The following is a 20466-nucleotide window of genomic DNA, read 5'->3' on the forward strand; positions in this document are numbered from 1 at the left end:
CCACGGTTCATGGGAAACATGGCTTTTTGGCATTCATTTGGCGCCAATAAATTGCCAGCAAATGTTTAACAACAGGCCGGCCACCGCCTATAAAGAACCTGTAAGGCCCACGGGCCAAAGCCTTCACCCCCTGTAAAAGGCCAACGCCATGATCGACCTCTCCACTTGGAACCTGAGCATTCCGGTCGGCTCGCCCCCCGCGACTATCGACACCCCAAAGCTGCTCAGCGGCTTCAACGACCAGTACTTCCAGGCCGAAGGCAGCAACGTGCAGTTCTGGACACCCGTCACCGGCACCCGCACCGAAAACGCCATCTACCCACGCAGTGAGCTGCGCGAAACTTACGCCGACGGGCGCTTGCGAAACTGGACCTACCCCGAAGCCGACAACTTCCTGCGCGCCACCTTGGCCGTGAACCAAGTACCGTCCAGCGGCAAGATCGTCATCGGCCAGATCCACGCCTATGACAGCCAAAAACCGCTGATCAAGCTCGAATACCAGTTCAAGGAAAAGACCCAGACCGGCAACATCGTCGCCAAAGTGCGCATGCGCCCGGATGAAGGTGAAAGCCGCGTAGTCATCGTCGCGTCCAATGTGCCGCTGGAGAAAAGCTTTACCTACGTGATCAACCTCAACAAAGCCGGGCTGCTCAGCGTGTACGCCGCCGACAGTGAATGGAACGAGCGCATTGGCGCAGCGTGGGGCAGCAAGCCGCTGTACTTCAAGGCCGGCGCGTATGTGCAGGACAACAGCGGGGACAGCAAGGAAGGCGCGAAGGTGACGTTTGCGAAGTTGGATATTGATCACGAGTGAACAAATCAGCCTCATTTAGCGTAGGCAGTGCCTGATCAGCACGAGGAAGACGCCGTTACCTCGCTCCCACACTCAAGCTGATCAAATCCCAGCCACAAAAAAGCCCGCATCGCAGCGGGCTTCTTTTTAAACGCTTGAGGCTTAGTTCACCTTAGCGTTCAACTCACCTTTCAGGTAACGCTGGTACATCGCTTCCAGCGAGATCGGCTTGATCTTCGAGCCGTTGCCGGCAGTGCCGAAGGCTTCGTAGCGAGCGATACACACATCACGCATCGCGGTTACGGTGGCGCCGAAGAATTTACGCGGGTCAAATTCGCTCGGGTTGGTGGCCATCAGGCGACGCATCGCGCCGGTGGACGCCAGGCGCAGGTCGGTGTCGATGTTGACCTTGCGCACGCCGTGCTTGATGCCTTCAACGATTTCTTCAACCGGTACGCCGTAGGTTTCTTTGATGTCGCCGCCGTACTGGTTGATGATCGCCAGCCACTCTTGCGGGACCGAGGAAGAACCGTGCATCACCAAGTGGGTGTTAGGGATGCGCTTATGGATTTCCTTGATGCGGTCGATGGCCAGCACGTCGCCGGTAGGCGGCTTGGTGAACTTGTAGGCGCCGTGGCTGGTGCCGATGGCGATGGCCAGGGCATCGACCTGGGTCTTCTTGACGAAGTCAGCGGCTTCTTCCGGATCGGTCAGCATTTGGCTGTGATCAAGCACGCCTTCGGCGCCGATGCCGTCTTCTTCGCCGGCCATGCCGGTTTCCAGGGAACCCAGGCAGCCCAGTTCGCCTTCAACCGAGACGCCGCAGGCGTGAGCCAGGGCTACGGTTTGCTGGGTTACGCGCACGTTGTATTCGTAGTCGGTTGGGGTCTTGCCGTCTTCGCCGAGGGAGCCGTCCATCATCACCGAGCTGAAGCCCAGTTGGATGGAGCGCTGGCACACGTCAGGGCTGGTGCCGTGGTCCTGGTGCATGCACACCGGGATGTGCGGAAATTCTTCGATTGCGGCGAGGATCAGGTGACGCAGGAATGGAGCACCGGCGTATTTGCGGGCACCGGCCGAAGCCTGGACGATCACTGGGGAGTCGGTCTTGTCAGCGGCTTCCATGATGGCGCGCATCTGCTCAAGGTTGTTGACGTTAAAGGCTGGGACGCCGTAGCCGAACTCGGCTGCGTGGTCCAGCATTTGACGCATGCTGATAAGTGCCATTGTGTTGTCTCTCCCGGTCGAGGGTCGTTAATCGTGCAAGCCTGCCGTAGCGGCGGCTGCTATTCAAGTTATTGCCGGTCAGGTTTTGCATGCCTGGCCTGCTGAATCGTTATTGCAGTGTCCGGCTCGTCATTTGGAACCGAATCAATGTGGGAGGGGGCTTGCTGCCGATAGCGATCTATCAGTCGCTGACTTCGGTGACTGACCCACCGCAATCGGGAGCAAGCCCCCTCCCACATTTGGATCTCAATACATTCGAGACCGTGTTCTGTTTACTGGGCCTTGCAGCCCCGCCCGATCAAATCGTCGGTGACAACCCAGTAAACCAGGCCTTCCTCACCCTTGGTGTGAAACGCCAACTGGTCGTTGCTGTACAGCACGCCCGAAGCGGCAACGTCCTGTTTAAGGCGGTAAACCTGGTCGGAACCGCCGAGGCGTACATCCACCTCGCTGCGGGCCTGGTTGGTAAATCGCCAGTTGACCTCGGCCTTGCTGTCGCAGGTCCAAGTGGTCCACTTATCGGCAGGCTCTGCCTTGTTGAACATGTTCATGCTGCTGCAACCGGCCAGTAGGGCCAGGGCTGCCAGGGCGAAAACGCCTTTCATTGCCAATCCTCGCAGCGGCGCCAGAGGCCGCCGATGCTGTCGGTTAGTTGATCAGACCCGTCAAGGGCAACCCTGTTCCTGACCGTTGGGCGCGGAGTCGTATTTCTCCAGCCGTTCGTTGCCGATGCGCTTGTTGATCACCGGCATGGTCTCGGCTTGCCAATCGGCCTGGTAGCAGCTCTTTTTCTGCACAGGCAACGGCTTTCCAGCCTCCTGCGCCGCGCTTGGCGTGCTGCCGCAGCCGGCCAGAAGGCCCGCTGCGATCAACAGTGCCAACGACTTGATCATGGGAATGCTCCTTTTCCTGATCACGGGCCTTAGCCTTTGGCTCGGGCTTCCAACACTTCAACGGCGGGCAGCACTTTGCCTTCGACGAATTCAAGGAACGCGCCGCCACCGGTAGAAATGTAGGAGATACGGTCAGCCACACCATATTTGTCGATGGCCGCCAGGGTGTCGCCACCGCCGGCGATGGAGAACGCCGAGCTTTCAGCGATGGCATTGGCCAGCACTTTGGTGCCGTTGCCGAACTGGTCAAACTCGAACACGCCGACCGGGCCGTTCCACAGAATGGTCTGGGAGGCTTTCAGCAGTTCGGCGAAGTTGGCTGCGGTTTGCGGCCCGATGTCCAGGATCATGTCGTCGGCAGCCACGTCAGCGATGAGCTTGACGGTGGCGGCGGCGCTTTCAGCGAATTCCTTGGCAACCACCACATCTACCGGCAACGGCACACTGACCTTGGCAGCGATGGCGCGAGCGGTATCCAGCAGGTCCGGTTCATACAGGGACTTGCCCACCGGGTGGCCGGCTGCGGCCAGAAAGGTGTTGGCGATGCCACCACCGACGATCAATTGGTTGCAGATCTGGCTGAGGCTGTTGAGCACGTCCAGCTTGGTGGACACCTTGGAGCCAGCCACGATGGCAGCCATCGGCTGAGCCGGTGCGCCGAGGGCCTTGCCCAGTGCATCCAGTTCAGCAGCCAGCAGCGGGCCAGCAGCCGCGACCTTGGCGAACTTGGCCACGCCGTGGGTGGAACCCTCAGCACGGTGAGCCGTACCGAACGCATCCATCACAAATACGTCGCACAGGGCTGCGTATTGCTGGGCCAGTTCGTCACTGTTCTTTTTCTCGCCTTTGTTGAAGCGCACGTTTTCGAACAGCACGATGTCGCCGGCCTTGACGTCAACGCCACCCAAGTAGTCAGACACCAACGGCACTGTGCGGCCCAGGGCCTCACTCAGGTAATCGGCCACAGGCTTGAGGCTGTTTTCTTCCGAGAACTCACCTTCGGTCGGACGACCCAGGTGGGAGCAGACCATTACGGCCGCGCCTTTTTCCAGGGCCAGCTTGATGGTCGGCAGCGAAGCCCGGATTCGCGCATCGCTGGTGACAACACCGTCCTTGACTGGGACGTTGAGGTCTTCGCGAATCAGTACGCGCTTACCTTGCAGATCGAGGTCGGTCATCTTCAACACGGTCATGGGTCGCAGTTCCTGAATTGACTTATTTAAAGGGCAGGTTTTGATGAGGCAACGTGCAGATAGTGTTCTGCAACATCCAGCATGCGGTTGGCAAAACCCCATTCGTTATCGAACCAGGCCAGGATATTCACCAGCCTCGGGCCGGAAACGCGGGTCTGGCTGGCATCGACAATTGCCGAATGCGGGTCATGGTTGAAGTCACAACTGGCGTGGGGCAACTCGGTGTAGGCCAGTAAGCCTTTGAGCGGGCCGCTGGTGGCGGCATCGCGCAGAATCCGGTTGACCTCCACCGCATCGGTGTCGCTGACGGTTTGCATGGTGATGTCCAGACAAGACACGTTTACCGTCGGCACCCGTACGGCTTTGGCCTGAATTCGCCCGGCAAGTTCCGGCAGCAGGCGTTCGATGCCACGGGCCAGGCCGGTGGACACCGGAATCACTGACTGGAACGCCGAACGCGTACGGCGCAGGTCTTCGTGGTGATAGGCGTCGATCACTGGCTGGTCGTTCATCGCCGAGTGGATGGTGGTGATCGATACGTAATCGATGCCAATCGCCTGATCCAACAGGCGTAACAGCGGCACGCTGCAGTTGGTGGTGCAGGAGGCGTTGGACACCAGCAGCTCATGGCCGGTCAGGCAATCCTGGTTGATGCCATAGACGATGGTGGCGTCGACATCCGCCTCGCTGGCCATCGGCTGGGAAAACAGCACACGCGGCGCGCCGGCGTCGAGAAAACGCTGGCCATCGGCGCGGGTGTTGTAGGCACCGGAGCATTCCAACACCAGGTCGACGCCCAGCGCCGCCCAGTCGATGCCCTCGGGGGTGGCACTGCGCAGTACTTTTACGCAGTCGCCTTTGATATGCAGACAATCGCCCTCAACCCGCACTTCGCCGGGGAAGCGGCCGTGGGTGGAGTCAAAGCGTGTCAGGTATTCGATGCTGGCCATGTCGGCCAAATCGTTGATCGCGACAATTTCAAACCCGGCTGCCGCCCCTCGCTCGAACAGAGCACGCAAGACGCAACGACCAATGCGGCCGTAGCCGTTGAGTGCAACTTTGTAGGGACGCGGTTGGGGCATGGGGTTCTCGATCAAGGTTAGTTCGGTGCTGAATGCACTATCGCCATCGCGGGCAAGCCCGCTCCCACATTAGACCGCGATCCAAATGTGGGAGCGGGCTTGCCCGCGATAGCGCCAGTTCAGACAACGCAGACTGACTTAGTCTTCCAGCAGCTCTTCAGCCTGACCCAGGATGTTTTCCAGGGTGAAACCGAACTCTTCGAACAAGGCTGGAGCCGGCGCCGACTCACCGTAGGTGGTCATGCCGATCACGCGGCCTTCCAGGCCCACGTACTTGTACCAGTAGTCGGCGTGAGCCGCTTCGATGGCGATACGCGCGCTGACCTGCAACGGCAGGACCGATTGCTTGTAGCCAGCATCCTGGGCTTCGAACACGCTGGTGCACGGCATGGACACAACGCGCACGTTACGGCCTTGGGCAGTCAGCTTGTCGTAGGCCTGAACGGTCAGGCCCACTTCGGAACCGGTGGAGATCAGGATCAGCTCCGGCTCACCCACGCAGTCTTTGAGCACGTAGCCGCCACGGCTGATGTCGGCGATCTGTGCGTCGGTACGCACTTGGTGCTGCAGGTTCTGACGGGAGAAGATCAGCGCCGAAGGGCCGTCTTTACGCTCGATGGCGTGCTTCCATGCCACGGCGGATTCCACCGCGTCGGCTGGGCGCCAGCAATCCAGGTTCGGCGTGGTGCGCAGGCTGGTCAGTTGCTCGACCGGCTGGTGCGTCGGGCCGTCTTCGCCCAGACCGATGGAGTCGTGGGTGTAGACATGGATCACACGCTTCTTCATCAGCGCAGCCATACGTACCGCGTTGCGCGCATATTCCATGAACATCAGGAAGGTTGCGCCGTAAGGCACCAGGCCGCCGTGCAGGGACACGCCGTTCATGATGGCGCTCATGCCGAACTCGCGCACGCCGTAGTACATGTAGTTGCCGCTGGCGTCTTCGGCCGAGACACCTTTGCAACCTTTCCACAGGGTCAGGTTGGAACCGGCCAGGTCAGCCGAACCGCCGAGGAACTCAGGCAGCAGTGGGCCAAAGGCGTTCAGGGTGTTCTGGCTGGCTTTACGGCTGGCGATGGTCTCGCCCTTGGCCGCGACTTCGGCGATGTAGGCCGAGGCTTTTTCCGAGAAGTCGGCAGGCAGGTCGCCAGCGAGGCGGCGAACCAGCTCATTGGCCAGCTCTGGGAATTCGGCGGAGTAGGCAGCAAAACGCTGGTCCCACTCGGCTTCGGCCGCCAGGCCTTTTTCCTTGGCGCTCCACTCGGCGTAGATGTCGGCCGGAATTTCGAACGGGCCGTGGTTCCACTTCAGCGCTTCACGGGTCAAGGCGATTTCCGCGTCACCCAGTGGGGCGCCGTGGCAGTCTTCTTTACCTTGCTTGTTCGGCGAACCGAAGCCGATGGTGGTCTTGCAGCAGATCAGGGTCGGCTGCGCGCTCTTGCGAGCGGTGTCGATGGCAGTCTTGATCTCTTCCGGATCGTGGCCGTCGACATTGCGGATCACCTGCCAGTTGTAGGCTTCGAAACGCTTAGGGGTGTCGTCGGTGAACCAGCCTTCGACTTCGCCGTCGATGGAGATGCCGTTGTCATCGTAGAAGGCGATCAGCTTGCCCAGGCCCAGCGTGCCGGCCAGCGAAGCGACTTCGTGGGAAATGCCTTCCATCATGCAGCCATCACCCAGGAACACGTAGGTGTGGTGATCGACGATGTCGTGGCCAGGACGGTTGAATTGCGCGCCCAGGACTTTTTCAGCCAGTGCGAAACCTACGGCGTTGGCCAGGCCTTGGCCCAGGGGACCGGTGGTGGTCTCGACGCCTGGGGTGTAGCCGAACTCAGGGTGACCCGGAGTGCGGCTATGCAGCTGGCGGAAGCTCTTGAGGTCATCGATGGTGACGTCGTAGCCGGTCAGGTGCAGCAGCGAGTAGATCAGCATCGAGCCGTGGCCGTTGGACAGCACGAAGCGGTCACGGTCGGCGAAGGACGGGTTGCTCGGGTTGTGTTTCAGGTAATCACGCCAAAGTACCTCGGCGATATCCGCCATGCCCATCGGGGCACCGGGATGGCCGCTGTTGGCTTTTTGCACGGCATCCATGCTGAGGGCACGAATGGCGTTGGCACGCTCACGACGGCTGGGCATCGCTGTTCTCCTGAGGATTTTGAAGAGTGAATGATTAAAAGAAACGGAAAAAAGGACCGGCATTTTCCCTCAGCCACCGCCTGCGGGCAATGACAGATAGTCACTTGTGGCTGTTTTTCCTGTGCTTTGCGCAGCAATCGCCTGCATTGACCGCCTACTTGTTCGTCTAAAAGTTATAGCGGCTGCTTATAACCGCCACTTATCGATCAATATCAAAACTTTTTGATATTGACCTTGCGAGGATATCCACCCGTCACTAGACTGCTGCCCTTATGAATCTACCCGTGCCCTCACTGCGTCCCGACGACGGCGATGAACTGGCAGCCTTGTGCAAGGCCGCTGGCGACCCGTTGCGTCTGAACGTCTTGCGCGCACTGGCAAACGATTCCTTCGGCGTCCTGGAACTGGCGCAGATCTTCGCCATTGGCCAGTCCGGCATGAGCCACCATTTGAAGGTGCTGTCCCAGGCCGACCTAGTGGCCACACGCCGCGAAGGCAATGCAATTTTTTACCGCCGCGCCCTGCCCCACACCGACCTGCTCGGCGGCAAGCTGCACGCCTCCCTGCTCGAAGAAGTCGACAACCTGAGCCTGCCAACCGACGTACAGTCGCGTATCGGCCAGGTTCACGGGCAACGCGCAGCGGCGAGTCAGGATTTTTTCGCACGGGTGGCTGAGAAGTTTCGCGCGCAGCAAGACTTGATCGCCGGCCTGCCGCAGTACCGCGACAGCGTGCTGGCGCTATTGGACAAGCTGAGCTTCAGTGATGAGGCGACCGCGTTGGAAGTCGGGCCTGGGGACGGCGGTTTTCTGCCGGAGTTGGCGCGCCGCTTTCATCAGGTAACCGCGCTGGACAACAGCCCGGCGATGCTCGAACTGGCGCGCCAGTTGTGCGAGCGTGAATCGCTGCGCAATGTGACCCTGCAACTGGCTGACGCTTTGAGCGGCACACAGATCAAAGCCGACTGCGTGGTGCTGAACATGGTCTTGCACCATTTCGCCGCCCCCGCCGACGCGTTAAAGCAAATGGCCGGGTTGCTGCACCCCGGCGGTAGCCTGTTGGTTACGGATTTATGCAGCCACAACCAGAATTGGGCCAGGGAGGCCTGCGGTGATCTCTGGTTGGGTTTTGAACAGGACGATCTGGCCCGTTGGGCCACCGCTGCGGGGCTCGTTCCCGGGGAAAGCCTCTATGTAGGCTTACGTAATGGTTTCCAGATCCAGGTTCGCCATTTTCAGCGACCGGCTGGCGACACTCACCATCGGTAATATCAGGAAAACATCGAGATGAGCGAATACTCCCTTTTCACCTCCGAGTCCGTGTCTGAAGGGCATCCGGACAAAATCGCCGACCAGATTTCTGATGCGGTGCTGGACGCCATCATTGCTGAAGACAAGTTCGCCCGTGTGGCGTGCGAGACTCTGGTGAAAACCGGTGTAGCGATCATCGCTGGCGAAGTGACCACCACCGCCTGGGTTGACCTGGAGCAGATCGTCCGTGACGTGATCACCGACATCGGCTACACCAGCTCCGACGTCGGCTTCGACGGCGCGACCTGCGGCGTGATGAACATCATCGGCAAGCAGTCCCCAGACATCAACCAGGGTGTCGACCGTGCCAAGCCGGAAGACCAGGGTGCCGGCGACCAAGGCCTGATGTTCGGCTATGCCAGCAACGAAACCGACGTGCTGATGCCTGCACCGATCACTTTCTCGCACCAGTTGGTACAGCGCCAGGCAGAAGCCCGCAAATCCGGCCTGCTGCCATGGCTGCGCCCGGACGCCAAGTCCCAGGTGACCTGCCGCTATGAAGGCGGCAAAGTCGTCGGTATCGACGCTGTCGTATTGTCGACCCAGCACAACCCGGACGTGTCCTACGCCGACCTGCGTGAAGGCGTGATGGAGCTGATCGTCAAGCACGTACTGCCGGCCGAGCTGCTGAGCAAAGACACCCAGTTCCACATCAACCCGACTGGCCAGTTCATCATCGGTGGCCCGGTGGGCGACTGTGGCCTGACCGGTCGCAAGATCATCGTCGACAGCTACGGCGGCATGGCTCGCCACGGCGGCGGCGCGTTCTCCGGTAAAGATCCGTCCAAGGTTGACCGTTCGGCCGCTTACGCAGGTCGTTATGTGGCCAAGAACATCGTCGCTGCCGGCTTGGCCGAGCGTTGCGAGATCCAGGTGTCCTACGCCATTGGTGTGGCCCAGCCTACGTCGATCTCGCTGAATACCTTCGGTACCGGCAAGATCAGCGACGACAAGATCGTTAAGCTGGTGCGTGAGATCTTCGACCTGCGCCCTTACGCGATCACCACCATGCTCGACCTGCTGCACCCGATGTACCAGGAAACCGCAGCCTACGGCCACTTCGGCCGCACCCCGGAGCAGAAGACCGTCGGCGACGACACCTTCACCACCTTCACGTGGGAAAAAACCGACCGCGCCAACGACCTGCGCACCGCCGCCGGCCTGTAAGCACGCGTTGCACCCAAAAGCCCTGCCGGGTTCGCCCGGCAGGGTTTTTTATTGCCTGCGCGATCACCTTCACATTTTTTGGATCCAAACCTTGCAGACCCAATGATGGCCCTCTAGAATCCGCGCCCTCTCGGGCCCTCTACCTTATTTGGATATTGCCCTGCGTCAGCCCGGGATAGACACGCGCGCAGGCAATCGAACATTGAGGTTTTTCATGCGCATCTCCACGCTCGCCCCTGCTGCCCTTCTGCTCAGCCTGTTCGCCCTGCCGGCCCACGCCGCCGACCTGAGCGCACTGAGTGGCGCCCTGAGCTCCCAGTTGGGTGGCGGTAACTCCGGCGACTGCCAGAAGCAAGCCGCAGACCTGCAAACCAAGATCGATGCGGCCGAAGCCAGCAAAGACACCTTCAAAGTGAAGGCCTTCAAAGCGGCGCAAGACCAGATCAACAAAGGTTGTGACAAACTGTCTGAAGCCCAGGCCAAAGCCGATGCCAAGCAGCAAACCCAGGAAGCCAAGGCTGACAAGCCGGATGCCGTGAAAGCCTTGGGCGGTCTGTTCAAGTAAGCAGAAACACCCGGTAAAAAGCCCCGCACTGTAGGGGCTTTTTTGTGGCCGGGAGGTTCATTTAGGCTGGGCACCCTTTCCGAGCAAGGATGCTCATGATGCGTTTACTGATTGCTCTGTCACTCAGCGCGTTGCCCTTTTTGGCATGGGCCGAAGCCTGTACCGATGAGGCCAGAACCCAGGTCGACACCCTGGCCGAACAGGTCCGTCTGTGGGACGACAGCTACCACCGCCTCGGCCAATCACCCGTCCACGATGAACTCTACGACCAAGCCCGCCAGCGCCTGGCCCATTGGCGCCAGTGCTTCCCTCAAACCCTCGCAAAACCTGACAACCCGCTGGCCGGCGCTCGGGGCACCTTCCGGCATCCCGTTGCTCATACTGGCCTGGAAAAACTGCTGGATGAACAGGCCGTCGGTGCCTGGCTCGATAGCCGACAAGACGTGTGGATTCAACCCAAGGTCGACGGGGTTGCAGTGACGCTGGTGTATCGTCAGGGCCGGTTGGAGCAAGTGATCAGCCGCGGCGATGGCGCACTTGGTCAGGACTGGTCAGCTTCCGCCCGCAGGATCCCCGGCATTGTCCAGCAACTGCCGGAGCCCATCGACGTGGTACTGCAAGGCGAGCTCTATTGGCGCTTGGACGACCACGTGCAATCGACCACTGGTGGGCTCAATGCCCGCAGCAAGGTGGCCGGCCTGATGAACCGTCGACAGCTGAGTGACGCCGACGCCGCTGGTATAGGCCTGTTTGTCTGGGCCTGGCCGGACGGCCCAAGCGTATTTACCGAGCGCCTGGCCACCCTGGCACGATGGGGTTTCACCGACAGCCTGCGTTACAGCCAGCCCATCCGAACTCTCACCGAAGCCGCGCACTGGCGCATGTATTGGTACAACCACTCACTGCCCTTCGCCAGTGATGGAGTGGTGCTGCACCAAGCATCACGAGCGCCCGGCAAACGCTGGCAAGTCAGCGCCCCCTATTGGGCGGTCGCCTGGAAGTACCCGACTTCCAAGGCGCTGGCTCTGGTACGCAAGGTGCAGTTCAAGATCGGCCGCACGGGGCGCATCACCCCCATTCTGGAGTTGGAGCCGGTGCGGCTGGACGACCGACAGATCCGCCGTGTCAGCGTCGGCTCCTTGAAACACTGGCAAGCGCTGGATATTCGCCCTGGCGACCAAGTATCCATCAGCCTGGCGGGCCAGGTGATCCCTCGGTTGGACCACGTGATCCTGCGCAATCCCAAGCGGATCGACCTGCCAGTGCCCGACCCGCGAGACTTTCACGCCCTGAGTTGCTGGCAACTGGACCCAGGCTGCGAAGAACAGTTGCTCGCACGCCTGACCTGGCTGAGCAGCAACCAGGGCTTGGCGCTGCCGCACATGGGTCGCGAGACGTGGAACGTATTGATCCAGGCCGGTCTAATCGCAGGCTTTCTCGATTGGTTAACCCTGGATGCGGCAGAGCTTGCTAACATTGATGGCTTGGGTGAGCGCAGCCGCACCCGACTGCTCGACAGCCTTCACAGCGCTCGGCAACGACCCTTTGCACAATGGCTAAAAGCCTTGGGTGTGCCGCCTGCGGCCCGCAGCAACCTGGAAGGAAACTGGCAGACACTGGTTGCCAGAGACACCCAGGCCTGGTTGGAGATCGATGGCATAGGTCCGGCTCGTGCAGCGCAACTGAGCGCTTTTTTTCGCGACCCGCAGGTACAGTCCTTGGCTGAAACATTACGTGTGGCCGGAATAGACGGGTTTTGAACGCGCCCCCAGCCACCTTTAAACCACCGCAGAATTCACCCTGCCCTTTGCGAATCTGGAGCTCCACATGAAATTCCTCGCCCCTTTTGCCCTGCTGACCGTCGCAAGCTTTATGGCCACGCCGCTGCTGGCTGCCGAAGAAGCCCCCCAACTCACTGGCTGCGCCGCTAAGCGCCAAGCCATCAGCACCCAGATCGAACAAGCCAAGGCCCATGGCAACAGCGACCAACAAGCCGGCCTGGAAAAAGCGCTGAGCGAAGTCACCGCCAATTGCACCGACGCCTCGCTGCGCAAGGAGCGGGAAAACAAGGTGCTTGACGCCAAGCACGACGTCAGCCGCCGTCAGGCGGACCTCGACAAGGCAATGAAAAAGGGCGACGCGGAGAAGATCAACAAGCGTAAGGACAAACTTGCCGAGTCCCGCAAGGAACTGCAGGACGCCGTGGAAGAACTTGACCAGTAAAACCGGTCAGTGGTCCCGAAACTGTTTATGGCAGGCACTGCAGGCATCTTCGACTTTCTGTACGGCAGGGGAAAGGTTACTGGCCTTGTAGGGCTGCACTTGGCTGGCGATCACCAATTCACCGGTGGCCGCCTCCAGGTCGCGGGCCAACTGCTGGAATTGCGCTTGTTTTTGCCACACGTCATCCTTGGCGCTGGTGTGATCTTCCTCGCGCACGCTCGGAAAGTGTTTCCAAGGTTCATGGGACAACGCATCGAGCTTGACCGCGCCCTCAGCGAATTTCGCGCCGTCGAACGCAATGCGTCCGCGCAACATGCCGCCCAGGTCTTCGCCGGTCTTGAGCATCTGCTTGAAGATCGCCTTGCGCTGGCCCAAGGGCGAATTCGGATCAACACCGCCGCAGGCAGACACTGCCAGGCAGGCCAACAATACAACCGTCAATTTTTTAAAAGTCATGGTGGCTCAGGGTCACGGGAAACGGCGGCCAGTATCCTCGCCCCACCCGCAAAGACCAATAGCCCTATTAATAATAAGGGTTGCCCAACGGCGCTACGGCGCGGGCAACCGTTTCAGGAATTACATGTATGAGTCTCACATTGAAACCCTGGAGCCGCCGCCTGGCATGGGCTCTGCCGATGATTGCGCTGCTGGCCGGCTGCGACGCGGGCAAGGACACCGGCAAAGACACGGCCAAAGATGAAGTTGCCAAACCCCACGCCGTCGCCACCTATGTAAACGCACCTTGGGAAGCACTGCCGGCGGTGTCCGACAGCGACCTGCTGGCCGGCTTTGAGTCCTGGCGCAGTGCTTGCCAGCGCCTGAAGACCGACCCTGTATGGGGCGCGACCTGCGCGGCAGCGGCCAGCGTGCCGGGCAATGCTGTGGCGGTGCGAGGTTTTCTCAAGGAGCGTCTGGATGTGTTCGGCTTGCGCTCGTCCGAGAACACCCCTAACGGTTTAATCACCGGCTACTACGAACCGGTCTACCCCGGCAGCCTGACCAAGACTGCCACCGCCCACGTGCCGGTGTATGGCGTGCCGGATGACCTGATCATCGTCAACCTGGAAAGCATTTATCCTGAACTGAAAGGCAAGCGCCTGCGCGGTCGTCTTGAAGGTCGCGTGCTCAAGCCTTATGACGATGCCAGCGCCATCAACGGCCAAGGCTCCACAGCTAAGCCGATCGCCTGGCTGACCAACCCGATGGACCTGCAATTTCTGCAAATCCAGGGTTCAGGCCGCATTCAATTGAAAGACGGGCGCCAACTGCGCGTCGGTTACGGCGACCAGAACGGCTATCCCTACCGCCCTATCGGCCGCTGGCTGGTGGAGCAAGGCGAGTTGAAAAAAGAAGACGTGACCATGGGCGCCATCAGCGCCTGGGCGAAGGCGCACCCGGAGCGAATCCCGGAACTGCTGGCGAGCAACCCCAGCTACGTGTTCTTCAGTGCTCGCCCCGACAGCAACGAAGGCCCACGTGGCTCGCTGAACGTGCCGTTGACCGCCGGCTACAGCGTGGCGGTGGATCGCAAAGTCATCCCGCTGGGCAGCCTGCTGTGGCTGTCGACGACAAAGCCCGATGGTTCGCCGATCGTTCGACCGGTCGCGGCCCAGGACACCGGCGGTGCAATTACCGGTGAGGTGCGTGCGGATTTGTTCTGGGGCACCGGCGATGCGGCAGGTGAGCTGGCGGGGAACATGAAGCAGCAAGGGCAAATCTGGATGCTATGGCCCAAGGGCGCAGCGTTGCCGCAGGTGCCGGAGATACTCTAGATCAACTGTGGGGGCGGTTGGACTTGCCGCCCCTCACAAGTGGATCTGCGTCACGGCTCAGATCGAGACAAAGAAGAAACTCGCAATCAACGCCATGCCCACGAACCACACCAGTGAACGCAGGATCGCCCAATCGGCCACGTAGCAAATGATGTACAAGAGGCGGCTGGTGATAAACAGCACGGCCAGTACATTGATGGTCACCAGTTCGGCCGTACCCGCCAGGTGCGCGATAATCACCGCCGCCGCAAATGCCGGGGTGACTTCAAAGCTGTTGAGCTGGGCGTTGTGGGCGCGCCGAGCGAACCCATCGAGAGTCTCCAGAAAAGCGCGAGGGTCATGGTTCTGCCGAGGCCCGAACTTGCCCTGACTGAACTTGGCCAACCCTGTGCACAGGTAAGGCAAGAAAATTGCGATCAACACACACCAGAAAGCTACCGTCATCACTGATTCCCTTTTAGTTTTCTATTTTTAATTTGAAACAGAAATTAGAGTTTTAGCACCAATTCTGGCAAGCCGCACCCACCGCTATGAGCCGCCACACGCCAAAAGGTTCTACCGGTGTTTTGCGCCCTGCCTGCAACCTCAGGCCGCTGCGGCGGTCCATCCACCCACTCATGACTGATCTTTCCCACTCCAAGGACCCCGGATGCTTGAACTTGTCGCCGCCTTCATTTGCCTCACCACCCTGCTCACCTATGTGAACTTCCGTTTTATCGGACTGCCGCCCACCATCGGTGTGATGGTCACGGCCCTGCTGTTTTCCCTGATCCTGCAAGGCTTGAGCGTGCTCGGCTACCCAGGCCTTGAGGAGCGTATCCAGCAACTGATCGGCCAGATCGACTTCGGCGACTTGCTGATGAACTGGATGCTGTCATTCCTGCTGTTCGCCGGCGCTTTGCACGTCAACCTCAACGATCTGCGCAGCTACCGCTGGCCCATCGGCCTGCTGGCAACCTTCGGCGTGTTGATCGCCACCGTAGTGATCGGCAGTCTGGCGTACTACATTTTTGCCCTGTTCGGCTGGCACGTGAGCTTCCTCTACTGCTTGCTGTTCGGCGCACTCATCTCACCCACGGACCCGATTGCGGTACTCGGTGTATTGCGAACCGCCAATGCGTCGAAACCGCTGAAAACCACCATCGTCGGCGAGTCGCTGTTCAACGACGGTACAGCGGTGGTGGTATTTACCGTGCTGCTGGGCATCGCACAATTGGGCGAGACGCCTACCGTGGGCGCCACAGCCATGTTGTTTGTCCATGAAGCCGTTGGCGGCGTGGCGTTCGGGGGGCTGATCGGCTATCTGGTCTACCTAATGATCAAGAGCATCGAACAGCACCAGATCGAAGTCATGCTGACCCTCGCCCTGGTGATCGGCGGCTCAGCAATGGCCACCGAGCTGCACGTCTCCGCCCCGATTGCGATGGTGGTGGCCGGGCTGATCATCGGTAACCTCGGGCGCAAGCTGGCGATGAACGACATGACCCGTCGCTACCTGGACGGTTTCTGGGAATTGCTCGACGACATGCTCAACGCTCTGCTGTTTGCGCTGATCGGCATGGAATTGCTGCTGTTGCCGTTCAATTGGCTGCACGTATTCGCGGCCAGTTTGCTGGCAGTGGCGATCCTGCTCTCACGCCTGCTAACTGTGGCCCCGGCGATCCTGCTGCTGCGCCGCTGGCGTACCGTGCCGCGCGGCACCATCCGCATCCTCACCTGGGGCGGCTTGCGCGGCGGGGTTTCGGTGGCACTGGCTCTGGCCCTGCCACTGGGGCCGGAGCGCGATCTGCTGCTGAGCATCACCTACATCGTGGTGCTGTCGTCGATCCTGCTGCAGGGTTTGAGCATCGGCAAACTGGTCAAACGCGTGACCCGGGACGACCCCCAGGCCACGCCTGACGCTCACTGATCCTTGTCGATAGGTTGCGGATGCCTTGGGTCCGCAGCCTTCTTACCCGGCAAGCTGCCTTCACTGCGAATCTGCGCATGGCTGATCAAGGCAAAGATAAAGCTGCCACCGATGATGTTGCCGGCCAGAGTCGGGCCGGCAAACACCAGCCAGAAATCCTTCCACGGCAACTCGCCGGCGAATACCAGATAAGACACTTCCGCAGACCCCACCACGATATGGGTGAAATCCCCCAGCGCCATCAGGTAGGTGATCAGGATGATGATCCACATCTTGGCGCTTTCCATCGACGGGATCATCCACACCATGGTGGCGATCATCCAGCCGGAGACGATGCCTTTGGCAAACATCTGGCCGGTGTCGTTCTCCATGATCTTGCGCCCGATTTCCAGGAAGGCCTGGTCGGTCTTTGTGTCGAAGATCGGCAAGTGCAGCATCACATACGCCACCAACAGGGTGCCGCAAAGATTACCCACCAGCACCACCGACCACAGCCGTAACAGGCGCCCGGCATTGCCAAAGGTCGGCTTGCTCATCACCGGCAGCACCGCGGTCAGGGTGTTTTCGGTGAACAGTTGCTGCCGCGCAAGGATTACCGCGAGGAATCCCGCGCAGTAGCCGAAGCTGGCAATCACCTTGAAGGCTTCACCCTCGGGAAGACGTGAATTGAGCAATCCCATGGCCATCAGCGACAGGCCCATGGTCAGTCCGGCCGCCAGTGCCGACCACCACAAAGCGGCAACACTGCGCTCCAGCTCCTGATCTCCCTGGGTGCGGATAATTTCATGCAGGACCGCAGCGCGGGGCGGCTGGTTGTCGTCGACGTCCTGTTGCTCTTCCTGGGATAAGTTGGGGGTCTTGCCGTCTTGTTGCGTGGCCATGGCGATACCTGAACGGGGGGGCGGTGTTCAGGTACGACCTATGGCCGATCAATAGCGTTCACTGGTCCGACGCAGGATTATTCGCTGACGCCGTCGTCCTGGAACTGGTCTTTGACGTACTTGATCTCGGTACGCCCGTGAGGCGCCGGCAATCCGTCTTCGCCGAGGTTGACGAAGACCATTTTCTCAACCGTGAGGATGCTCTTGCGGGTGATCTTGTTGCGCACTTCACAGGTCAAGGTGATGGAGGTGCGGCCGAACTCGGTGGCGGTGATGCCCAGTTCGATGATGTCGCCCTGGCGCGAGGCACTGACGAAGTTGATTTCGGAGATGTACTTGGTCACCACCCGTTGGTTGCCCAGTTGGACAATGGCGTAGATGGCTGCTTCTTCGTCGATCCAGCGCAGCAGGCTGCCACCGAACAGGGTGCCGTTGGGGTTGAGGTCTTCAGGTTTTACCCATTTGCGGGTGTGGAAGTTCATGGTCACTCCAAAGCGTCTTGCCGAATGATGGGCGACATCATGGCAGAGCCCAGGCCCAAGCTCTATGAGCCATTGCCTATCAAGCCCATGAACGATCTTCATGCCGCCGACAGAAAGGCTTGGGAAGTCTGGCGCACACGGCTATAATCGCCCCCGTTTCAAAACGGTCATCTTCGATTGATACCGTTCTCCCGCCACCTGTCCGAGGGGCGCTGCAGCAGGCTAGGCCTGTCAGGCTCGGATGGGGCGTTGTCCGGCCTGATTCCCCTGGCCTGATACTAAACGCACAACGGCGCCCATTCGCACACTACGAATGGAGGCTCTTCATGAGCGCTGTCAACACGCCTGCAGATTTCACCGACTACAAAGTCGCCGACATGTCCCTCGCTGCCTGGGGCCGTCGCGAAACCTTTATCGCCGAATCCGAAATGCCAGCCCTGATGGGTCTGCGCCGCAAGTACGCCGCTGAGCAACCACTCAAAGGCGCGAAGATCCTCGGCTGCATCCACATGACCATCCAGACTGCCGTGCTGATCGAAACCCTGGTTGCCCTGGGTGCCGAAGTACGCTGGTCGTCCTGCAATATCTTCTCGACTCAAGACCAGGCCGCCGCAGCTATCGCCGCTGCCGGTATCGCGGTTTATGCCTGGAAAGGCGAGACCGAAGAAGAGTACGAGTGGTGCCTGGAACAAACCATCCTCAAAGATGGCGCGCCTTGGGACGCCAACATGATCCTCGACGACGGCGGCGACCTGACCGAGCTGCTGCACAAGAAATACCCGGCGATCCTGGACCGTGTCCACGGCGTCACCGAAGAAACCACCACCGGCGTACACCGCCTGCTGGACATGCTGGCCAAGGGCGAGCTGAAGATCCCGGCCATCAACGTCAACGACTCGGTGACCAAGAGCAAGAACGACAACAAGTACGGCTGCCGTCACAGCCTGAACGACGCCATCAAGCGCGGCACCGACCACCTGCTGTCGGGCAAGCAAGCCCTGGTGATCGGCTACGGTGACGTGGGTAAGGGTTCTTCCCAGTCCCTGCGCCAGGAAGGCATGATCGTTAAGGTCTCCGAAGTCGACCCGATCTGCGCCATGCAAGCCTGCATGGACGGTTTCGAAGTGGTTTCGCCGTTCATCGACGGCGTCAATGACGGCACCGAAGCGAGCATCGACAAAGCCCTGCTGGGCAAGATCGACCTGATCGTGACCACCACCGGTAACGTGAATGTTTGCGACGCGAACATGCTCAAAGCCCTGAAGAAGCGCGCCGTTGTCTGCAACATCGGTCACTTCGACAACGAGATCGACACCGCTTTCATGCGCAAGAACTGGGCATGGGAAGAAGTGAAGCCGCAGGTACACAAGGTTCACCGTACCGGCGCTGGCGATTTCGACCCGCAGAACGATGACTACCTGATCCTGCTGGCCGAAGGCCGTCTGGTTAACCTGGGCAACGCAACCGGCCACCCGAGCCGCATCATGGATGGTTCATTTGCCAACCAGGTACTGGCCCAGATCTTCCTGTTCGGCCAGAAGTACGCCGACCTGTCGCCAGCCCAGAAAGCCGAGCGCCTGACCGTGGAAGTACTGCCGAAGAAACTCGACGAAGAAGTGGCCCTGGAAATGGTCCGCGGCTTCGGCGGCGTAGTGACTCAACTGACCAAGACCCAGGCCGACTACATCGGCGTGACCGTCGAAGGCCCGTTCAAGCCGCACGCTTACCGCTACTGATTTGCCTGTGCCCGCTCTCTATCTTAAGGGGAGCGGGCTTTATGTGGGAGCGGGCTTGCTCGCGAATGCGGTGCTTCAGTCAACTTATTCTTCACTGACATACCGCATTCGCGAGCAAGCCCGCTCCCACATTGACGGTGTACACACTCCGGCTTCTGAGTTTCAAAGGGTATGACCATGTCCCAAGACCGTCGCTACAGCTTCGAGTTCTTTCCCACCAAGACCGATGCTGGGCATGAAAAACTGATGGCGACTGCCAAACAGTTGGCAAGCTACAACCCCGACTTCTTCTCCTGCACCTACGGCGCTGGCGGCTCGACCCGTGATCGCACGATCAACACCGTGTTGCAGCTGGAAAGCGAAGTCAAAGTTCCCGCCGCGCCGCACTTGTCGTGCGTGGGCGACAGCAAGGACGACCTGCGCGGCCTGCTGACCCAATACAAACAAGCCGGCATTCAGCGCATCGTCGCCCTGCGCGGCGACTTGCCCTCCGGCATGGGCATGGCCAGCGGTGAGCTGCGCTACGCCAATGACCTGGTGAGCTTCATCCGTGAAGAAAGCGGCGATCACTTCCATATCGAAGTGGCGGCTTATCCGGAGATGCATCCTCAGGCGCGCAATTTCGAAGACGATCTGCAGAATTTCGTGCGCAAGGCCAACGCTGGCGCCGACAGCGCGATCACTCAGTACTTCTTCAACGCCGACAGCTACTTCTATTTCGTAGAGCGCGTACGGGCCATGGGTGTGAACATCCCGATCGTGCCGGGCATCATGCCGATCACCAACTACAGCAAGCTGGCACGTTTCTCCGACGCCTGCGGTGCCGAAATCCCACGCTGGGTGCGCAAGCAACTGGAAGCCTACGGCGACGACGTCAAGAGCATCCAGGCGTTCGGCGAACAGGTCATCAGCGAAATGTGTGAACGTTTGTTACAAGGTGGCGCGCCGGGGTTGCACTTCTATACCCTGAACCAGGCTGAGCCGAGCCTCGCTATCTGGAACAACCTTAAACTGCCACGCTAAGCCGGTTTAATAGCAGTTCCCGGCCCTCGTTATCACGGGGGCTTTTTTTGTCTACATGTCCCCGGAAAGGAAGC

General features: G+C 60.0%; 20 protein-coding genes and 1 riboswitch. Of the genes, 10 read left to right on the top strand and 10 right to left on the bottom strand.

The features are described 5' to 3' along the window. Positions 1–148 precede the first annotated feature (148 nt). A complete protein-coding gene (locus G9Q84_RS04365; RefSeq protein WP_032884045.1) occupies positions 149–814 on the top strand; it encodes a polysaccharide lyase family 7 protein in 666 nt (221 codons plus the stop codon). Positions 815–955: 141 nt separating this feature from the next. On the opposite strand, the gene fba is transcribed toward G9Q84_RS04365, so the two are convergent. The 6 genes from fba to tkt form a co-directional block, all read right to left on the bottom strand. After that, positions 956–2020 carry a class II fructose-bisphosphate aldolase gene (gene fba, locus G9Q84_RS04370; protein ID WP_032884050.1) on the bottom strand — a complete coding sequence of 355 codons (1065 nt, stop codon included), beginning with the start codon at positions 2018–2020 and terminating at the stop codon, positions 956–958. Positions 2021–2292: 272 nt separating this feature from the next. Further along, positions 2293–2625 (bottom strand): MliC family protein, encoded by a 333-nt coding sequence (locus G9Q84_RS04375; RefSeq protein ID WP_181642949.1) that lies wholly within the window; start codon positions 2623–2625, stop codon positions 2293–2295. 60 nt (positions 2626–2685) lie between these two features. Next, on the bottom strand, positions 2686–2913 hold the full coding sequence (locus tag G9Q84_RS04380) for a hypothetical protein (RefSeq protein WP_032884051.1): 228 nt from the start codon (positions 2911–2913) through the stop codon (positions 2686–2688). 29 nt (positions 2914–2942) lie between these two features. Next, a complete protein-coding gene (locus G9Q84_RS04385; RefSeq protein ID WP_032884052.1) occupies positions 2943–4106 on the bottom strand; it encodes a phosphoglycerate kinase in 1164 nt (387 codons plus the stop codon). Positions 4107–4132: 26 nt separating this feature from the next. Further along, positions 4133–5188: an erythrose-4-phosphate dehydrogenase gene (gene epd, locus G9Q84_RS04390; protein WP_032884053.1), complete on the bottom strand. Its 1056-nt coding sequence runs from the start codon at positions 5186–5188 to the stop codon at positions 4133–4135. Between the two features lie 138 nt (positions 5189–5326). Then, positions 5327–7324 carry a transketolase gene (tkt, locus tag G9Q84_RS04395; protein WP_099601676.1) on the bottom strand — a complete coding sequence of 666 codons (1998 nt, stop codon included), beginning with the start codon at positions 7322–7324 and terminating at the stop codon, positions 5327–5329. 272 nt (positions 7325–7596) lie between these two features. Here tkt and G9Q84_RS04400 point away from each other — a divergent pair, with 272 nt between their 5' ends. The 5 genes from G9Q84_RS04400 to G9Q84_RS04420 all read left to right on the top strand — a co-directional run bounded on the left by G9Q84_RS04400 (position 7597) and on the right by G9Q84_RS04420 (position 12589). Continuing rightward, positions 7597–8592 (top strand): ArsR/SmtB family transcription factor, encoded by a 996-nt coding sequence (locus G9Q84_RS04400; RefSeq protein WP_032884056.1) that lies wholly within the window; start codon positions 7597–7599, stop codon positions 8590–8592. Between the two features lie 18 nt (positions 8593–8610). Continuing rightward, complete coding sequence (gene metK / locus G9Q84_RS04405) at positions 8611–9801, top strand: methionine adenosyltransferase (RefSeq protein WP_032884058.1); 1191 nt, start codon at positions 8611–8613, stop codon at positions 9799–9801. Between the two features lie 214 nt (positions 9802–10015). Then, positions 10016–10366 (top strand): DUF1090 family protein, encoded by a 351-nt coding sequence (locus G9Q84_RS04410; RefSeq protein WP_032884059.1) that lies wholly within the window; start codon positions 10016–10018, stop codon positions 10364–10366. Between the two features lie 95 nt (positions 10367–10461). Further along, positions 10462–12126 carry an NAD-dependent DNA ligase LigB gene (gene ligB, locus G9Q84_RS04415; RefSeq protein WP_181642950.1) on the top strand — a complete coding sequence of 555 codons (1665 nt, stop codon included), beginning with the start codon at positions 10462–10464 and terminating at the stop codon, positions 12124–12126. 67 nt (positions 12127–12193) lie between these two features. Beyond that, a complete protein-coding gene (locus G9Q84_RS04420; protein ID WP_032884062.1) occupies positions 12194–12589 on the top strand; it encodes a DUF1090 domain-containing protein in 396 nt (131 codons plus the stop codon). 6 nt (positions 12590–12595) lie between these two features. Here G9Q84_RS04420 and G9Q84_RS04425 read toward each other — a convergent pair whose 3' ends face one another. Next, on the bottom strand, positions 12596–13045 hold the full coding sequence (locus G9Q84_RS04425; protein WP_032884063.1) for a c-type cytochrome: 450 nt from the start codon (positions 13043–13045) through the stop codon (positions 12596–12598). Positions 13046–13173: 128 nt separating this feature from the next. Here G9Q84_RS04425 and mltA point away from each other — a divergent pair, with 128 nt between their 5' ends. Further along, positions 13174–14361 (top strand): murein transglycosylase A, encoded by a 1188-nt coding sequence (gene mltA / locus G9Q84_RS04430; RefSeq protein WP_181642951.1) that lies wholly within the window; start codon positions 13174–13176, stop codon positions 14359–14361. 57 nt (positions 14362–14418) lie between these two features. On the opposite strand, the gene G9Q84_RS04435 is transcribed toward mltA, so the two are convergent. Then, on the bottom strand, positions 14419–14805 hold the full coding sequence (locus G9Q84_RS04435; protein WP_032884065.1) for an MAPEG family protein: 387 nt from the start codon (positions 14803–14805) through the stop codon (positions 14419–14421). Between the two features lie 205 nt (positions 14806–15010). On the opposite strand from G9Q84_RS04435, the gene G9Q84_RS04440 reads away from it, so the two are divergent. Next, positions 15011–16270, top strand: a complete 1260-nt coding sequence (locus G9Q84_RS04440; RefSeq protein WP_032884066.1) for a cation:proton antiporter — start codon at positions 15011–15013, stop codon at positions 16268–16270. Here G9Q84_RS04440 and G9Q84_RS04445 read toward each other — a convergent pair. Further along, on the bottom strand, positions 16264–17151 hold the full coding sequence (locus G9Q84_RS04445; RefSeq protein WP_032884067.1) for a formate/nitrite transporter family protein: 888 nt from the start codon (positions 17149–17151) through the stop codon (positions 16264–16266). The genes G9Q84_RS04440 and G9Q84_RS04445 overlap by 7 nt on opposite strands. Positions 17152–17228: 77 nt before the next feature. Continuing rightward, entirely contained in the window at positions 17229–17633 is a 405-nt protein-coding gene (locus G9Q84_RS04450) for an acyl-CoA thioesterase (RefSeq protein ID WP_032884068.1), read from the bottom strand. A 198-nt stretch (positions 17634–17831) separates the two neighbouring features. After that, positions 17832–17938, top strand: a riboswitch (S-adenosyl-L-homocysteine riboswitch). Between the two features lie 21 nt (positions 17939–17959). On the opposite strand from G9Q84_RS04450, the gene ahcY reads away from it, so the two are divergent. Next, positions 17960–19369, top strand: a complete 1410-nt coding sequence (gene ahcY / locus G9Q84_RS04455; RefSeq protein WP_032884071.1) for an adenosylhomocysteinase — start codon at positions 17960–17962, stop codon at positions 19367–19369. Between the two features lie 177 nt (positions 19370–19546). Continuing rightward, positions 19547–20392, top strand: a complete 846-nt coding sequence (gene metF, locus G9Q84_RS04460; RefSeq protein WP_032884515.1) for a methylenetetrahydrofolate reductase [NAD(P)H] — start codon at positions 19547–19549, stop codon at positions 20390–20392. Positions 20393–20466 lie beyond the last annotated feature (74 nt).

The organism is Pseudomonas sivasensis (genome assembly GCF_013778505.1).
In the GTDB taxonomy this organism is placed as follows: domain Bacteria; phylum Pseudomonadota; class Gammaproteobacteria; order Pseudomonadales; family Pseudomonadaceae; genus Aquipseudomonas; species Aquipseudomonas sivasensis.

Excerpts from the sequence above, each read along its gene's own strand:
- ligB (WP_181642950.1), top strand. The coding sequence starts at position 10,462 with ATGATGCGTTTACTGATTGCTCTGTCACTCAGCGCGTTGCCCTTTTTG.
- metK (WP_032884058.1), top strand. The coding sequence starts at position 8,611 with ATGAGCGAATACTCCCTTTTCACCTCCGAGTCCGTGTCTGAAGGGCAT.
- epd (WP_032884053.1), bottom strand. The coding sequence starts at position 5,188 with ATGCCCCAACCGCGTCCCTACAAAGTTGCACTCAACGGCTACGGCCGC.
- mltA (WP_181642951.1), top strand. The coding sequence starts at position 13,174 with ATGAGTCTCACATTGAAACCCTGGAGCCGCCGCCTGGCATGGGCTCTG.
- metF (WP_032884515.1), top strand. The coding sequence starts at position 19,547 with ATGTCCCAAGACCGTCGCTACAGCTTCGAGTTCTTTCCCACCAAGACC.
- G9Q84_RS04425 (WP_032884063.1), bottom strand. The coding sequence starts at position 13,045 with ATGACTTTTAAAAAATTGACGGTTGTATTGTTGGCCTGCCTGGCAGTG.
- G9Q84_RS04435 (WP_032884065.1), bottom strand. The coding sequence starts at position 14,805 with ATGACGGTAGCTTTCTGGTGTGTGTTGATCGCAATTTTCTTGCCTTAC.
- G9Q84_RS04380 (WP_032884051.1), bottom strand. The coding sequence starts at position 2,913 with ATGATCAAGTCGTTGGCACTGTTGATCGCAGCGGGCCTTCTGGCCGGC.
- G9Q84_RS04450 (WP_032884068.1), bottom strand. The coding sequence starts at position 17,633 with ATGAACTTCCACACCCGCAAATGGGTAAAACCTGAAGACCTCAACCCC.
- G9Q84_RS04400 (WP_032884056.1), top strand. The coding sequence starts at position 7,597 with ATGAATCTACCCGTGCCCTCACTGCGTCCCGACGACGGCGATGAACTG.
- G9Q84_RS04445 (WP_032884067.1), bottom strand. The coding sequence starts at position 17,151 with ATGGCCACGCAACAAGACGGCAAGACCCCCAACTTATCCCAGGAAGAG.
- fba (WP_032884050.1), bottom strand. The coding sequence starts at position 2,020 with ATGGCACTTATCAGCATGCGTCAAATGCTGGACCACGCAGCCGAGTTC.
- G9Q84_RS04365 (WP_032884045.1), top strand. The coding sequence starts at position 149 with ATGATCGACCTCTCCACTTGGAACCTGAGCATTCCGGTCGGCTCGCCC.
- G9Q84_RS04420 (WP_032884062.1), top strand. The coding sequence starts at position 12,194 with ATGAAATTCCTCGCCCCTTTTGCCCTGCTGACCGTCGCAAGCTTTATG.
- G9Q84_RS04410 (WP_032884059.1), top strand. The coding sequence starts at position 10,016 with ATGCGCATCTCCACGCTCGCCCCTGCTGCCCTTCTGCTCAGCCTGTTC.
- G9Q84_RS04440 (WP_032884066.1), top strand. The coding sequence starts at position 15,011 with ATGCTTGAACTTGTCGCCGCCTTCATTTGCCTCACCACCCTGCTCACC.
- ahcY (WP_032884071.1), top strand. The coding sequence starts at position 17,960 with ATGAGCGCTGTCAACACGCCTGCAGATTTCACCGACTACAAAGTCGCC.
- G9Q84_RS04375 (WP_181642949.1), bottom strand. The coding sequence starts at position 2,625 with ATGAAAGGCGTTTTCGCCCTGGCAGCCCTGGCCCTACTGGCCGGTTGC.
- G9Q84_RS04385 (WP_032884052.1), bottom strand. The coding sequence starts at position 4,106 with ATGACCGTGTTGAAGATGACCGACCTCGATCTGCAAGGTAAGCGCGTA.
- tkt (WP_099601676.1), bottom strand. The coding sequence starts at position 7,324 with ATGCCCAGCCGTCGTGAGCGTGCCAACGCCATTCGTGCCCTCAGCATG.